This window comes from Pseudomonas sp. B37(2017), assembly GCF_002112885.1.
Classification (GTDB): Bacteria; Pseudomonadota; Gammaproteobacteria; order Pseudomonadales; family Pseudomonadaceae; genus Aquipseudomonas; species Aquipseudomonas paraglycinae.
On record NZ_NEIX01000001.1, the window covers coordinates 578,043 to 591,768 of the forward strand.

Here is a 13,726-nt window from a genome sequence, read left to right on the forward strand (position 1 = left end):
GAAGCTGCAGGTTGAGTTCCTCGAATTCATTTTCGTAGAGCGCGAGCTGATGGCGGCAGGTTTCGAGCGGCGTCGGACAGCCGAGCCAATCGTCGGTGTCTTCGATAAATGGGAGGGTCATGGATTCGCCTTTTTGCTGTATGTACATACAGCAATCTGGGTGGGATGCTTCACGCGAGTGGCACCCGACGAGCAGCGATTTTAGTTCCGCAACCTATAACCGGGCCCTTGAGCCGCGCGGGTTGCAGCGCGTTAAAAATCAGTAGCTTGCGGAACACAAATAGTGCTAACCTATTGAAATACGTAGCTTTATAGCTGGATTGCAAATCCGCCTACGCCGGTTCGATTCCGACTTCGGCCTCCACTATAAACAAGCTCCGTAGATCCATGATTTACGGAGCTTTTTTATTTGCGTTGCACTGAAAGATTTAGTCTTTGAAACGGCAACTGCAAACTTGCTTCACCGGGAAGTGATGTATATATTTCCCCCTCTGCCGCCGACGCTCAGTGCCTGTCAGGACTGTGAATCGCCATCAGAGCCAAGCAACACCGCGCTACCGCCCGAATGGCGAAACTGGTAGACGCATGGGACTTAAAATCCCCCGCTCGTAAGGGCGTGCCGGTTCGATTCCGGCTTCGGGCACCATGAATATCAAAGGCCTGCATGAGATACCTCATGAAGGCCTTTCTGTTTTTTCCGCAATGAAAAATTCCTTTCCGCCAATCATTTAGCGGTATCACCTGCTTTTCCTTTCGATTTCAGACGTGTTGTCAGGTCATTGCGAGCGAAGTGAGCTAGTGTTTATTTCTCGCTAAACCTGACACAGGGCAATGATGATGAAGCGACTGCTAATGGGCGTTTTGCTGATATTTTCCGGCCTTGCTCAAGCAGGAATTCCACTGCTGAACGCGACATGCCCTGGAAATATCGAGGTCCACGCTGACAAGGGCGGCCCCATCTACATCAACGGTAAAGAAGGGAAACTGAAGAAATTCAACGAAAACGCCTTCGAAGCGAAAGGCGGCGGGGTGACCATCTCGCTGACGATCATGTCCGACGGCTCACCTGATGTCTCGTATACGGGCAAGAACAAAGCCAATGGGGTTTGCCAAGTGAAGAAAACGAAGTAATCCGGGTGTTCCATTAACCGGGCTTTGATCGCCCGGGCGTTGAGTGAACAGAAAAAAGGCCGATTCGATCTTGATTCTGTTCACTTAAGGGGAGAAGCCTTATGGTTCACTGGAGACCGTGTCTTTGAAATCTTCAGCGTCCTTGGCCTCGAAGGCCTTGGGTGGTGATAACGCTCCAATACCTCCCTTAACTCTGATAATCGTTGAGTCTGCCTTGACCTTCATAGCGGACTTCACGCGCCTCCCGGTGCGTCGGGAGCGTCAGGTTTCGTGTCCTGGCCTGCGGAGAGACTTTCATGCGCACCAAGCGGTCGTGCTGGCTGTAACGGGTCACCTCCTCACTATTCGTGCTTGTTTTTGGCCGGGATCAGCCAATGGCGGTGAATGGTGGCCTGACTGGAAAGGTTTACCGCCGACGCCACCCATTCAACGGGGATGTTTTGGGTGAAGGTGCTCAGGTCACAGAAGTAAAAAAAGTCGCCAAGTTCGAGCAATTCCTGTTGAACAGACATAAAAAATCCGAAGACAGAGATCTGGCAACGGGTTTTCGGGGAAGCCCTGCTGAGACTCGAATGCTTAAGTGAACAGCATTAGCCCAACGGCGGCCTTTATTCGAACATTACAGATGGTATAGTTCCGCGCCTATAGACCAAGGATCACCAGGTGTGAACAGCTCAACTATTGAAAGAAAAAGATGGACTTCTGTACAGATAATGCGTGGTCTGGCAGCGTTATTGGTCGCGGCCTACCATTTTGAGGATCAACTATTGGCCGTTCTAGGGATTGCCGCTCCCGGCCCATTGAGCTGGTTCGGTTTTTTTGGAGTAGATCTGTTCTTCGTTACAAGCGGGTTTGTACTCTGGCCTATGATCGCCAAAGAAAAATTAACATCTACTGACAGAGTTGGTTTTTTACTTGGTAGAACTGCCCGAATTTATATTCCATATTTAGCTGTGGTGTTTGTTATTTTATTTTTTGGACTTGGTAGCGGAAATGCCGATGTTGCAAAATCCATAATGCTCTACCCGCAGCGGATTTCAACGCAGCTATTGCCGGTAGCCTGGACTCTGGTATATGAGGTTTTGTTTTATTGGCTGGCGTTTGCGCTCATGTTTATTTATTCCAGTCGTAAAAGGTATTGCGCGCTAAGCATTGTTGTAGGGCTATTTGTATTGAAGGCAGTTGTAGTAATCAGCTCCGGGGCAGCGACTTTCTACGATTACAATGCCTTCATGGCGGACGTGTCTTGGAATCGTTGGGTAGATGGTCTATTGCCTGGCTACCTCACATCACTATGGTTCGTCGAATTTTTCTGCGGTGTCACATTGGCCTATTTGTTGTCATTAGGATGGGAATCGCGATTGGCAAAAATGTCAATTGTACTATGGATGGCCGCGGCCCTTGTTCTTTCGTTGGCAATCTATCTTTCGATTAATGTCTATGGGGTCTCTATGACCCGTGGAGACATGTTTTTACCTAGGATAATTTTGTTTGGTGGTGCTGCGGTGTTGATCTTTGCGGCAGCGATCGGCACGGAAATCAAGGATGTTGACTTGGGTATTTCAGAAAAAATAACTCGGGTTTTCGTTTGGCTGGGAGATGGGTCGTACTCGATTTATTTGATTCATACGGTAGCATTCGGCATAGCCTACGGAAATGGTCTTCGAACATGGTGCTCAAGTAATGGTTTTTCCGGATCGATTGTATTTGTTGGTTATTTCTTTCTGGTAATTATTGTTTCCGGTGCCATAGGAAACTATGTTGAGTTACCTGTTCACAGGAAAATAATGTTGGCGATAAGGAGAAAATCCTTTTTTCGGGTGGCTACCTATTAGTAGATGTTGATTATTCAAACCGCCTAAGCGCCGCTAATGAGATGTCACCCTGGCACCCTGCGAGGGCTGCGCGTTCGCAGGGTGTTTTTATTCCGGAGGCGTTCATCATAAATCCGCAGCCGCAACAGGGTTGGGCGTATGACGGGACAGATTTTTATGCGTCAGTCCCCCTTATGTGAATCCTTGATCACCAAATCCGGGAGGGCTCGAGCGGATTGATCACAACAGTGCTCGGCCACTTCAGGTATTGATCTTGTCTAATCCTGACATCGGTGCCTGTGCCGCTGAATGGACGGAACTTGAAGAATTTTAATTGTGCGCCGCTCATATTCGCACTGAGCTGGGGCGCTGCCCCAGCGCGGATGTGGCCCGGTAACCCGGTTGGGCGCCTTAATCAGGGGGATGAGCGCGATATGCGGGTGAGGGCTGTGTGTTAATCGAGCCGCCATGCGCGCCACCCTTTTCACGACCGTATACCAATCTAATCAACCATCTCCTACAAGGTTTTTCAACGGATAAATGTAGTCCGATGGACATCGTAATAATCAATCCAAGAAACATAAACTCAAATGCTATCGCTGCGGCGAATGACCTCTGTGTGCTCAGGTCGAATAAAGGCAGTGCGATGACGTGTATTAAGTAAAAGGCAAATGAGGCCTCGCCGAGCAATACAGCTTTTTTTGTAGATAGAAACATGCTGAGCATGCTTTGTTGGCTTTCGGCAATTGAAAGTATGAGCAGGGCAAAAAGCCAGGCATATGACGCGTCCCAACTGAAGGATGATAAATAGTTCAGTTTTGATGCCATGAGTAAAATAATGGCAGCGGCTATCGCGTAACTTGCGTAACCCCACTGTTTTGAATTTGTGCGATTCTCTTCTCGCCTTAAATAGTAAGCGGCGGTCAAGATTCCGAGTGTGAAATCAAATATCCTTGGCAGAGGGAAATTGTAAAGCATCCGATGCGCAGAATTGGGGTCGCCGAGAGTCAAAGAGTCATGCGGTGGTGTCCCGAAGTATACGGCTAAAGACAGTTGCGCAATTATGACGATCAGCGCAGCTGCAAACATATTGAAGCCCGGTCGTAGAATTCCAAGAGATGAAAATGCTGGAATTAGTAACGGGAAGCATAAATATAAAAAAAACTCGACACTAACACTCCATGCAGGACTGTTAAGTCCTGCGATTATGGATGTGTCTGAATGCCAGGCTTGTGCCGCAAAAATATATATGGCGATGGGGGTGTTGGCGTCTTTTTGCAGCCACACAAAAGCCATGCTCAATATATAAAGGGGGTAAACGCGGCTGAATCTAGCCCACAAATATTTGGGTGTGCTGCGCAGTGGATTTGTCTCGAATTGTTCAATATAGTTGTAAGCGATGATGAAGCCAGAAAGGACAAAGAAAAATGTGACCCCTGAATATCCAGATGCCATAATCCGCTCAGGCACTTCGCCAAGACCGGAAATAGGATAGTGAGAGAAGAATACCATCAGCGCTGCCACAAACCGAAGTCCGGTTAGCGCTGGGATCGCTCCCGTCCTATTTGAAAATTTTGGCATCATGCCGCTCCTCAATTTCACATAACTCTAAAGCAATAGCACCCAGCGAAGTGAAGGATGCGATCGAATTTCGTGGTTCACTAAAATCTCTGGTTTCCATCCTGGGTTTCACTGTACAAGTCTATTGTTGAGTTTCTTTCTACCGAGGCTGATCTGCCGACTTTAAGAGAGTTCGTGTTGTATTTCTTTTGTGTGTTTTTTCGTAAAAAAAGATTTTAGTGATTTTTGTGCAGGTTTTTCTATCGCAAGGTGCAGACCTATTGACATAACAATTACTACTGCCAGGAAAAATCCGTGCTGCATCAGCGTATACGCAAACGACTCGTTTGGTTGTGATGGGTACATACCCCTCATCAGAGTATGTATCAAATAGAGTGCGAAGGAAGCTTCTCCAAGCAGTATGGCGGCTCTGGTTGACAAGGCCCTGGATATAAAGGATTGCCGTGCCTGGGAGACGCCGATAATCAGCAAGGTAAAGGGGATAACATAGATAACGTCCCAGCTGAATACCGATCTGTAGTTCTCTTTCCATAGCATCATGGCAAATACAGCCATTAACGAAATATAAGTAAGTCTGCTCCATGTCACGTCTGATTGACGCGAGTTCTGCATGAATTGCTTGTAATAAATAGCGGCGGATATACCAATGCAGAAATCGAACAATCTTGTTGCGGGTGTGCGGTATAGCCACCGGTGGGCGGAGTCAGGGTCGAACGGTGATAAGTCCGCTTTGCCTGAAAGCCAAAAATACATAGCCAAAGCTAGCTGGCAGCTGAACATTAGTGTTGCAAAGCCAATTAATCGATTTTTCGATTTTGTGATGCCGAGATAGTGCATTACTGGCAGCACGAGAGGGAACATCAGGTATAAGAATGCTTCAACACTAATGCTCCATCCAGGCCCGTTGAAACCCATGGCCAATAACGTGTCTCCGCTCCATGCTTGAACCGCCAGCAGGTGTGGCCATAATGGAATTGTTTCGGATGAGTTCGCCCAGGCGTAAAGAGTGCAAAACGCATACAAGGGGTAAATTCGGTAAAACCTGGCAGCATAAAATGAAGATATTGATGCTCCGCTTCGTTTCTCAAATTTATCCAGGTAGTTATACGTGATTATAAAACCTGAAAGGATGAAAAAGAACGTAACTCCTGAGTAGCCGGCGACTTGAAATCTTTTCAGAATTTCGCCGGATCCAATAATTGGATAGTGCGAAAAAAAAACCATTAACGCAGCAAAGAAACGAATGCCGGTAAGTGCTGGAATGCTCCCAGCCTTGTCCATTGAGTCTCGCATGGAGCCTTCCTCTAAATTTGCGCGCGATTGTACAGCATCAGCGTAGTCATTCGTAAGTTGGTAGAAATCCCGTCGTTCAGCGAGATTTTTTCCCGGAGAAAAGTATGACTATCGGCGAAAGTGATCGGGGAGTTCGCGCGCGAACGCTGTAGGGGAGGCCCAATTTTGGTTTTCGGTACCACGAATAATCAAAGGCTTGCATGATATATCTCATGCAAGCCTTTTTTGTTTTCAGACAAACGCCTGCCCGTTGAATCCCCTAGGCAAGCGCTGAAGGCCAGCTATTGCAGTCAACCGCTCGATCCACTCGGAACGCCAGTCGGACGCCGTGTGCGCATCCTTTGAATGGCGAGCCGCGCGCCGCGCCGCATTGCGCTGGTCTTTGCGCGCATCCTTGTATGCGTCGGTGTTGCGGCAGCTGCGGCACTTCACACGATTGAGTTCGCTGCTGGAAGAGAGGTTGTTGCCCTTGTGCCCGCAGGCCAGGTGCCCGTCGACTTTGAAATGAATGACCATAAGACGTCTCCTTGGTGACGTGTAAAGGTATTGACCTCTCACCACCAAGGACGTTCTTTATTCGCGCACCGTGAATCGATGGCCTACCTGAAGCGTGGCAGTGGCCGGTCGATCGGTTTGAGCGATGACAGGGTGCTGCGAATCAGCGGGGTATCCTTTTCGATATCGTTCAGCCGGTCGCGGATGCGCAGGGCGGTGGGGTGCCCGCCCTGATGGTCGACCCAGTCGGCGATCTCTTTGCAGGCCGCGGCCAGACGTGCTTCGCGGGCATCGAGCAAGGTGAGGAGAGTGGTGATGGACTCTCTTTCGGACATGGAACACCTCCGTTCATTAATCCGCTCGGTGGCAGCAAAAAGCCCGCGAAGGGCGAGCTTTCTGCCGTTGGGGCGCTGCTCCTTCAGCTGGTTTGAGTATAGACCCGTAAATGACAGCTATCAGCCCGACGACTCGGGGGCGGTCACTCGCGAGCTGGCGGCGTTGAGCCGGTGACATTCCTTGCGGGCGTCTTCTTCCCGGTCGTAGCCATCGCCGATGAACCCGCCGGTTCGCGTGTCGCAGATGCGATACCAGCCCAAGGCTTCGGCGGGCTCATGGAGAGTCTCTCCGGCGCGCCGGCCGTGGATGACGATCTTGTTGCAGCGCTTCACGACGAATATGTCTTCCATGGCGTCACCGCGGCTGATTCGTACCAGATCAACTATAGAAGCCCTGAGCAATCGTGCAAAAAATAGCCAAGTCAGTTCGTCGGGTGCAGTTGCCAGCCCAATGGGTGCCAGCGCAAGTGGTGAGTCGGATTCAACGCCTCAAGGAAGTTCTGATCGTGGGAAACGGCGACGATTGCGCCCGGAAATGTCTGTAATGACCGCTCGAACGCTTCCACCGAAGGTAGATCCAGATGATTGGTCGGTTCATCCAGCAGCAACAGCTGCGCAGGATCCACTCGCCACAAGGCCAGCGCCAGTGCGGCTTTCAGGCGCTCGCCACCGCTCAACGAAGCGCAAGGGGCCGTGGCGCGGCTCGCATCCAGCTGCAAGTGAGCGAGATAGCTGCGCAGGGTGCCCTCGGTCAGCGCCGCCCCTTGCATCATCAGCTGTTCGGTGATGGAACGCTGATCGTCCAGTTGCGCCAGTTGCTGATCCAGGAATGCGAAGGGCACGTGAGTCGTGGCGGCTCCAGCGACGGGTGCCAGTTCCCCGGCGAGAACTTTCAACAGGGTTGATTTGCCGCAGGCGTTGGGTCCGCTGACAGCGATGCGCATCGGGCCGTGGATCGTAAGGCTCAGTGCGCCGTTTGACAGCCAGGGCAGCTGAGCGTCGATCAGCGTGCAGATCTGGCGGTTGTTCGGCACCGCGCTCCCGGGCAGGTTGATCAGCACGCTGCCTTCGGGCTGCACCTTGGCGTAAGCCTCGCGCACCTGGGCATCCAGTTCGGACTTGCGGGCCTGATGACCCTGACGGACATGCCCCATGATCTCTCGCGCGGCGCCCTTGATCGCCACGTATTCGAAACTGGCAATGTTGGCGGTTTCGGCGTTGCGTCGCGAGTTGGCAGCGTGCCGCTGTATTGTGTCGTGCTCGCGTCGTAAGCGAATCCGCTCGCGCTGGCGTTCGCTTCTGGCGTGGTCGAGACGTGCCTGCGCCGCCGCTTGATGGATTCGTTGATGCTCGCGGAATGCCGAGTAATTGCCACCGAATTCGATAGCCCCCGATGCGCTCAACTCGACGATCCGCTGCATCCGGTCGAGTAGTTGTCGATCATGGCTGATGACGATCAGGCCGGTGTGCCAGCGTTCCAGCGAGTTCATCAGCCATTGCCGTCCCGATGCATCCAGATGGTTGGTCGGCTCATCGAGAACCAGCAACGGAGCCTGACTCAAAAACGCGCCAATCAGGGCGATGCGCGCTTGCTGGCCGCCACTGAGGTTCCCGGTGTAATCGGTGAAGGCAACTTCCGTCAGGCCGGCGTCATCAAGCAAGCGCCGCAAACGGTCCGCCAGATCCCATTGTTCACCAATGAGGTCGAAATCCTCGACTGATCCGCAGCCCCGGTTCATTCGCTCCAGCGCCTGAAGAATCGCGGCGCTACCGGTGGTCTCGGCGACCGTCTCGCCGGGTGCTGCGACAAAGGTTTGCGCCACGTAGGTTGCTGCCACGGCACGCGTCACGCTGCCGCTGGTGGGTTGCCAATGTCCGGCGATCAGGCGCGCCAGTACGCTTTTGCCCACGCCATTGCGCCCAACGATAGCGGTCGGGGTGTGATCGAATTTCAGATTGAGTGCAGTGAAAATCGTCTCGCCATTGGCGAACTGAAAACCCAGTTGATTCAGGGAGACGAAAGCAGGCGTACGCGAGACGTGAGTCATCGGCACCTCCAGAAAATGTCGTGAACACTGACACGCGCCATGAATGGCGTGTCGCGATTACATTTTTGAAGGCTTAGTTGTTCACTTCTGCGGTCGACCCGGGGAGGTAGGAGGGCGTAGCCTAGTCGAGACGGCCGAAGGCTTCAAGGCGTGCCTGCCTGCTCGACCATCCGCTCAAGGAATAGCGCCAATGCGACTTCTTCCTTGCGCAGGCCTTTGCGGATGCGCGGCTTCGGCAGCTCGGCCAAGGCGCCGAGCATGAAATGCTCGACCACCGCCGGGTGGATGTAGCACTTGCGACAGACCGCCGGCGTGTTGCCCAGTTGGCGGGCGACGCCTTTCACCATCTCGACCACATGCCGCTTGGCCTCGGTCTCGGACTCCCATTGCAGCTCCCGCAGAACCGCCAATGCCAGGGCGCTACCGGCCCAGGTCCGGTAATCCTTGGCGGTGAAGTCCGCACCGGTCAGGGTCTGCAGGTAGGTGTTGACGTCAGAGGAGCTGACGGTATGCCGCTCGCCGTTCTCATCCAGATACTGAAACAGGTTCTGCCCCGGAATTTCCAGACAGCGCTTGATGATCCGCGCCAGGCGCCGGTCCTTCACCGTGATCTGATGTTCGATGCCGCTCTTGCCGCGAAACTGGAACAGGATCGCACTGCCGTTGACCTCGACATGCCGGCTGCGCAGGGTGGTCAGGCCGTAGGAGCGATTGTCCCGCGCGTATTGCGTGTTGCCGACGCGAATCAGGGTGGCGTCAAGCAGCGTGATGACGGTCGCCATGACTTTGTCGCGACTGAAGCCCGGCGATGCCAGCAGCGCCTCCAGCTGTTTGCGCAGTTTGGGCAGCGCCAGACCGAACTCGCGAAGACGCGAATACTTGTCCGCGTCACGCACTTCGCGCCAGCGAGCGTGATAGCGATATTGCTTGCGTCCACGGGCATCGCGGCCGGTGGCTTGCAGATGGCCGCGCGGGTCGGCGCAGATCCACACGTCGACGTAGGCTGGTGGAACGGCCAGCGCGTTGATGCGTTTGATCTCGTCAGGATCGGTGATGCGCTGGCCTGCGGGATCGAAGTAAACGAATTTTCCGCGCAGTTTTTTGCGGGTGATACCGGGCTGCGTGTCATCGACGTAATGCAGATCCGAAGGCAACACCTCGGTGAGCGCAGTATCGGGCATGGCGGACTTCCTTCGCGGCAAATCAGGCTGTTAAAGCCATTGACCGCGCGTCATGACGGTCGTGCCCGCAGATTTACGCCAGTACCGCAACAGCCTTGATCTGGGCCCACAACGACTGGCCCGGATGCACGCCAAGCTGATCCCGTGAATAGCGAGTGATGCGCGCCAGCAACGGCGTCCCGCCGGCATCGAGGCGAATGAGCACATGCGCGGCGTTATCGGCCGGTTGCTCGCTGACGACCGTGACCGGCAGGCGATTGAGGATGCTGCTGAATTCGCTGTTTTGCTGGGTCAGGCTGATATCGCGCGCGTGAACCTTGCAGCGCAGTCTCTGGCCCGTCGTCATCGGCGCGTGGGTCACGCGAATGTTAAGTGACGAGTCCGGCAGTTGCAGGGTGAGCAATTGATAGTCGGCATCGTAGTCGCTGACCTGGCCTTCGATGATCACGCCGGCGTCGTTGTCCATGGCCAGGGGCAGGTCGAGCCGCGCCAGGGTTTCGCCAATCGGACCGCTGGCAAGCGCTTTGCCGTCGCTGAGCAGCACCAGATGATCGGCGAGCCTGGCCACTTCGTCCTGCGCGTGGCTGACATACAGCACCGGGATTTCCAGTTCGTCGTGCAGGCGTTGCAGGTAGGGCAGAATTTCGCTTTTGCGCTGACTGTCGAGGGCCGCCAAAGGCTCGTCCATCAGCAGCAGTCTGGGGCTGGTCAACAGCGCGCGGGCGATGCCGACACGCTGGCGCTCACCGCCGGACAAGTGCTGCGGGTGACGATCGAGCAAGTGGCCGATCCCTAGCAGTTCTGTGGCTTGGGTCATGTCGACCCGGCGCTGCGCCTTGGCAATGCGCTTGAGGCCGAATTGCAGATTGGCCAGCACCGACAGATGCGGAAACAGGCTGGCCTCCTGAAAGACATAGCCGAGCGCGCGTTTGTGCGGCGGCACGAAAATGCCTTTCTCGCTGTCCTGCCAGACCTCGTCATTGATGCGGATAAACGCCTGCGGCGCGCGTTCGAGCCCGGCTATGCAGCGCAGGCAGGTGGTCTTGCCCGATCCGGACTGACCGAACAGCGCTGTTACGCCGCGACCGGGCATCTGCAGATCAACATCGAGGCTGAAGCCCGACCAGGCCAGTTTCAGACGTGCATCAATCATCGATCAGCTCCAGCCCGCACGAGTCTTGCGGCTGGAATACAGCGCCAGCAACACCAGAAACGAAAACACCAGCATCGCCCCGGCCAGCCAGTGCGCCTGCGCGTACTCCATGGCTTCGACGTGGTCGTAGATTTGTACGGAAACCACCCGGGTCTTGTCGGGAATATTCCCGCCGATCATCAGTACCACACCGAATTCGCCGACGGTGTGGGCGAAGCCGAGGATTGCTGCAGTGATGAAACCGGGGCGGGCCAGGGGCAGAATCACGCTGAAAAAAGTGTCCCAAGGATTGGCGCGCAAGGTCGCGGCCACTTCCAGTGGGCGAGTGCCGATCGCGGAGAAGGCGTTTTGCAACGGCTGCACCACGAACGGCATGGAATAGAGCACCGAACCGATCACCAGGCCGGTGAAGCTGAAGGTCAAGGTGCCAAGCCCCAGCCATTGGGTGAAATGGCCAATGAAGCCATTGGGGCCGAGCGCCAGCAACAGATAGAAGCCAATGACCGTCGGTGGCAGCACCAACGGCAGGGCAACGATCGCGCCGATGGGGCCGCGCAGCCAGGAACGGCTGCGCGACAACCACAGGGCAATCGGAGTGCCGACGACCAGCAGGATTGCGGTGGTCAGGGACGCCAGTTTCAGGGTCAGCCAGATCGCCGCGAAATCGGCACTGGTCAGCGACATTTACAGCTGATAACCGTAGGACTTGATAACCGCAGCGGCTTTCGGGCCTTTGAGGTAATCAACCAGCGCCTTGGCAGCGGCGTTGTCCTTGCCCTTGTTGAGGATCACTGCGTCTTGCTTGATCGGGTCGTGCATGCTCGCCGGAACGATCCACGCCGAACCGCTGCTGACCTTGCCGTCCTTGTAGATCTGCGACAGGGCGACGAAGCCCAGCTCGGCATTGCCGGTGGACACGAACTGATAGGCCTGGGTGATATTCTGGCCTTCGACGATCTTGGCTTTGGTGGCCTCAGTCAGTTTCAGCTTTTCCAGCACCTGAGTGGCGGCCAGACCATAAGGGGCGGCTTTCGGGTTGGCGATGGACAGATGCTGGTACTCGTTTTTCTTCAGGACGTCGCCTTTGGCATCGACGTAACCTTCCTTGGCCGACCACAGCGCCAGGGTGCCGATGGCGTAGGTGAAGCGCGAACCCTTGACGGTATCGCCTTCTTTTTCGAGTTTTTCCGGGGTGGTGTCGTCAGCCGAGAGGAACACTTCGAACGGCGCGCCGTTTTTGATCTGGGTGTAGAACTGGCCGGTAGCGCCGTACGCCGCGACCAGTTTGTGCCCGGTGTCTTTTTCGAAATCGGCGGCAATCGCCTGGATTGGCGCGGTGAAGTTGGCCGCGACAGCGACTTTCACTTCGTCGGCCTGAGCGGCGCCGATGGCGAATATCGCGAGCAGGGCAGGGGCAAAACGTGAGGCACGATTGATCATGTAACGGCTCCGTGGGTGGCAAGTGCAGTGGGCAGTTGTTATTGGAAGGAAGACTGCGCCGATGCGAGGGGGTGAAGCGCTATATAGCGAAATATATAGCGAAATGCCGCCAAACGGGAAGCACTGCTTTTAAACCGGGCGAGGGCGCCACGCTCCTCACCCGTTCGGGGTCATCATCGCGTCAGTTTTGCCAGTGCGCCTTCAGCCAGTTGCCGGGTCAGTTCAGCGGTGCCGAGATCTTTGCCGAGCGTGAACGCCTGGCCGGCCCAGAGGTTGCTGAACTCCGCTTCACCCTTCGCGCGCAACGGCATCAAGGCACCGCCCGCCAGCGGAAAGGCAGGGGCCTTGTCCGACATCGGGCCCAGCTCCCGCATCACCCGATTGAGAATCCCCCGCGCCGGGCGCCCGGTAAACAGATTGGTCACCGCCGTCTCGCTTTCCTTGGCGGTGCGCAAGGCCTTATGGTGCGACGCACTGACTTTCGCTTCCGGAGTAAAAAGATACGCCGTGCCGACCTGAACCGCTGAAGCGCCGAGCAGGAACGCTGCCGCCACGCCACGCGCATCGGCAATCGCACCGGCAGCGATCACCGGCACATTCACCGCGTCGACCACTTGCGGCACCAGGGCAAACGTCCCGACCTGACTGCTCAGGTCAGCGCTGAGGAACATCCCGCGATGGCCACCGGCCTCGTAACCCATGGCGATGATCGCGTCGCAACCGTTCTGCTCCAGCCAGATAGCTTCGTCGACGGTGGTCGCCGACGAGATGATTTTCGCGCCGGTGGCCTTGACCCGATCCAGCAAGGATTTTTCCGGCAGGCCGAAGTGGAAGCTCACCACTTCGGGGCGAAATTCTTCCAGCACTTCGCAGGCGGCCGCATCGAAGGGCGCGCGGTTGGACACCGGCGTCGGCGCATCGAAATCGACGCCCAGTTCGCGATAGTAGGGTTCCAGCAGGTTTTTCCAGTCGCGGGCCTTTTGTTCATCGGCGGCCGGAGGCTGATGGCAGAAGAAGTTGACGTTGAACGGCTTGTTCGTGCCCTGGCGAATGGTTTTCAGCTCTTCGCGCAGTTGCTCGATGGTCAGCATCGCGGCCGGCATCGAACCCAGGCCACCGGCGTTGCACGCTGCGATGACCATGGATGAATGGGTGGCACCGGCCATGGGGCCCTGGATGATCGGCAGTTCGATGCCGAACAGGTCAAGAATGCGGGTATCAGGCCATTGGCTCATGGAATAGCTTCTCCGACGAC

General features: G+C 55.2%; 13 protein-coding genes, 1 tRNA gene and 1 pseudogene. 3 read left to right on the forward strand and 12 right to left on the reverse strand.

Features of this window, described 5'->3' with window-relative positions; translation table 11 throughout:
• Positions 1–559 precede the first annotated feature (559 nt).
• Together CAF90_RS02685 and CAF90_RS02690 are read left to right on the forward strand one after the other, a co-directional pair.
• Positions 560–646 (forward strand) — tRNA-Leu (locus tag CAF90_RS02685).
• Between the two features lie 191 nt (positions 647–837).
• On the forward strand, positions 838–1,131 hold the full coding sequence (locus CAF90_RS02690; protein ID WP_085605137.1) for a hypothetical protein: 294 nt from the start codon (positions 838–840) through the stop codon (positions 1,129–1,131).
• A gap of 368 nt (positions 1,132–1,499) precedes the next feature.
• Here CAF90_RS02690 and CAF90_RS02695 read toward each other — a convergent pair.
• Positions 1,500–1,643, reverse strand: a pseudogene (locus CAF90_RS02695) (IS4 family transposase); the annotation flags it as partial.
• Positions 1,644–1,796: 153 nt separating this feature from the next.
• Between CAF90_RS02695 and CAF90_RS02700 the strand changes: the two are divergent.
• Positions 1,797–2,966 carry an acyltransferase gene (locus tag CAF90_RS02700; protein ID WP_139834455.1) on the forward strand — a complete coding sequence of 390 codons (1,170 nt, stop codon included), beginning with the start codon at positions 1,797–1,799 and terminating at the stop codon, positions 2,964–2,966.
• Between the two features lie 390 nt (positions 2,967–3,356).
• Here CAF90_RS02700 and CAF90_RS02705 read toward each other — a convergent pair whose 3' ends face one another.
• The 11 genes from CAF90_RS02705 to CAF90_RS02755 form a co-directional block, all read right to left on the reverse strand.
• Entirely contained in the window at positions 3,357–4,526 is a 1,170-nt protein-coding gene (locus CAF90_RS02705; protein WP_170929347.1) for an acyltransferase, read from the reverse strand.
• Between the two features lie 162 nt (positions 4,527–4,688).
• Positions 4,689–5,819, reverse strand: a complete 1,131-nt coding sequence (locus CAF90_RS02710; RefSeq protein WP_170929348.1) for an acyltransferase — start codon at positions 5,817–5,819, stop codon at positions 4,689–4,691.
• Between the two features lie 231 nt (positions 5,820–6,050).
• Positions 6,051–6,335, reverse strand: coding sequence for a hypothetical protein (locus CAF90_RS02715; protein WP_085603328.1), 285 nt, complete (start codon positions 6,333–6,335; stop codon positions 6,051–6,053).
• 83 nt (positions 6,336–6,418) lie between these two features.
• Positions 6,419–6,649: a hypothetical protein gene (locus tag CAF90_RS02720; protein WP_007958902.1), complete on the reverse strand. Its 231-nt coding sequence runs from the start codon at positions 6,647–6,649 to the stop codon at positions 6,419–6,421.
• 120 nt (positions 6,650–6,769) lie between these two features.
• Positions 6,770–7,000 carry a hypothetical protein gene (locus CAF90_RS02725; protein WP_007958903.1) on the reverse strand — a complete coding sequence of 77 codons (231 nt, stop codon included), beginning with the start codon at positions 6,998–7,000 and terminating at the stop codon, positions 6,770–6,772.
• 71 nt (positions 7,001–7,071) lie between these two features.
• Positions 7,072–8,697, reverse strand: a complete 1,626-nt coding sequence (locus CAF90_RS02730) for an ABC-F family ATP-binding cassette domain-containing protein (protein WP_085603330.1) — start codon at positions 8,695–8,697, stop codon at positions 7,072–7,074.
• Positions 8,698–8,840: 143 nt separating this feature from the next.
• A complete protein-coding gene (locus CAF90_RS02735) occupies positions 8,841–9,878 on the reverse strand; it encodes a DNA topoisomerase IB (protein WP_085603332.1) in 1,038 nt (345 codons plus the stop codon).
• Positions 9,879–9,951: 73 nt separating this feature from the next.
• Complete coding sequence (gene modC / locus CAF90_RS02740) at positions 9,952–11,031, reverse strand: molybdenum ABC transporter ATP-binding protein (RefSeq protein WP_085603334.1); 1,080 nt, start codon at positions 11,029–11,031, stop codon at positions 9,952–9,954.
• Positions 11,032–11,034: 3 nt separating this feature from the next.
• A complete protein-coding gene (modB, locus tag CAF90_RS02745) occupies positions 11,035–11,715 on the reverse strand; it encodes a molybdate ABC transporter permease subunit (RefSeq protein ID WP_007958914.1) in 681 nt (226 codons plus the stop codon).
• Positions 11,716–12,471: a molybdate ABC transporter substrate-binding protein gene (gene modA / locus CAF90_RS02750; RefSeq protein ID WP_085603337.1), complete on the reverse strand. Its 756-nt coding sequence runs from the start codon at positions 12,469–12,471 to the stop codon at positions 11,716–11,718.
• A gap of 173 nt (positions 12,472–12,644) precedes the next feature.
• Entirely contained in the window at positions 12,645–13,706 is a 1,062-nt protein-coding gene (locus tag CAF90_RS02755; protein ID WP_085603340.1) for a nitronate monooxygenase family protein, read from the reverse strand.
• Positions 13,707–13,726: the final 20 nt, after the last annotated feature.

What these genes read in the sequence shown, in the direction of transcription:
- CAF90_RS02725 (WP_007958903.1), bottom strand. Translation starts at nt 7,000, where the DNA reads ATGGAAGACATATTCGTCGTGAAGCGCTGCAACAAGATCGTCATCCAC.
- CAF90_RS02690 (WP_085605137.1), top strand. Translation starts at nt 838, where the DNA reads ATGAAGCGACTGCTAATGGGCGTTTTGCTGATATTTTCCGGCCTTGCT.
- modB (WP_007958914.1), bottom strand. Translation starts at nt 11,715, where the DNA reads ATGTCGCTGACCAGTGCCGATTTCGCGGCGATCTGGCTGACCCTGAAA.
- CAF90_RS02735 (WP_085603332.1), bottom strand. Translation starts at nt 9,878, where the DNA reads ATGCCCGATACTGCGCTCACCGAGGTGTTGCCTTCGGATCTGCATTAC.
- modA (WP_085603337.1), bottom strand. Translation starts at nt 12,471, where the DNA reads ATGATCAATCGTGCCTCACGTTTTGCCCCTGCCCTGCTCGCGATATTC.
- CAF90_RS02730 (WP_085603330.1), bottom strand. Translation starts at nt 8,697, where the DNA reads ATGACTCACGTCTCGCGTACGCCTGCTTTCGTCTCCCTGAATCAACTG.
- CAF90_RS02720 (WP_007958902.1), bottom strand. Translation starts at nt 6,649, where the DNA reads ATGTCCGAAAGAGAGTCCATCACCACTCTCCTCACCTTGCTCGATGCC.
- CAF90_RS02715 (WP_085603328.1), bottom strand. Translation starts at nt 6,335, where the DNA reads ATGGTCATTCATTTCAAAGTCGACGGGCACCTGGCCTGCGGGCACAAG.
- CAF90_RS02710 (WP_170929348.1), bottom strand. Translation starts at nt 5,819, where the DNA reads ATGCGAGACTCAATGGACAAGGCTGGGAGCATTCCAGCACTTACCGGC.
- CAF90_RS02755 (WP_085603340.1), bottom strand. Translation starts at nt 13,706, where the DNA reads ATGAGCCAATGGCCTGATACCCGCATTCTTGACCTGTTCGGCATCGAA.
- CAF90_RS02705 (WP_170929347.1), bottom strand. Translation starts at nt 4,526, where the DNA reads ATGCCAAAATTTTCAAATAGGACGGGAGCGATCCCAGCGCTAACCGGA.
- modC (WP_085603334.1), bottom strand. Translation starts at nt 11,031, where the DNA reads ATGATTGATGCACGTCTGAAACTGGCCTGGTCGGGCTTCAGCCTCGAT.